The sequence below is a fragment of the Paenibacillus sp. 598K genome, from assembly GCF_003851045.1.
In the GTDB taxonomy this organism is placed as follows: Bacteria; Bacillota; Bacilli; order Paenibacillales; family Paenibacillaceae; genus Paenibacillus_D.
Genome location: NZ_BFBX01000036.1, coordinates 127,253 through 127,886 on the forward strand (window position 1 = coordinate 127,253; position 634 = coordinate 127,886).

A 634-nucleotide genomic window follows, 5' to 3' on the forward strand; every position below is an offset into this window, starting at 1 on the left:
CCGGCGAGCCGGTCTACGGAGATGGAGGATTCGCTTCCCTGTATCTGGGCAGCCTGATCCTGCTAGGCTTGTCCGCCGTGTTCATGGCGCTGGGCAGCAGGCTGGTGCGGCGACGCGAGATTGCTTGACTTCATAGATCGAGAGGAGATAAGACAGGATGCGTAACATAACCCGGCGCCTGAGCGCCCATATCGCAGTTATCCTACTGGCGGCTATCGTGCTGGGAGGCGCGCTGCTCGGCTGGAATCTGAGCGCAGATCGCCAGCTCCCGCAGACGACGCTGCGACATCTGACCGGCGATGCCGACGTGATGCGGGAGGTAGCGATCAGCGGCTCGTATAGCGACAGTTATCTGCAGACCGACTTCCAGTGGACGAGCGCAGGCTCCGACTCTTCGACCGAGGTTCATCCGCTACCCCGGGCTCCGGATACGATACATTATGGCATGACGACCTTCTATTGGACGGATGACGCGAGATATATGGTGTGGAATTATGCCTACGAGCATATCATCCAACGGAAGGACCGCTATGGCATGGTCGATCGCGGAGCGGCCACGGTCAAGCCGACGTACCGCTTTGTACCGGCCGATGCCTCCGCCGATCCCAATGCGCGGAGCTGGTCCAATCGGATG

General features: G+C 60.3%; 1 protein-coding gene. It reads left to right on the forward strand.

Annotated elements, in window-relative coordinates; genetic code table 11:
* Positions 1 to 157: 157 nt before the first annotated feature.
* On the forward strand, positions 158 to 634 hold a 477-nt coding region (locus tag PA598K_RS36170; protein ID WP_185601910.1), incomplete at its 3' end, for a hypothetical protein.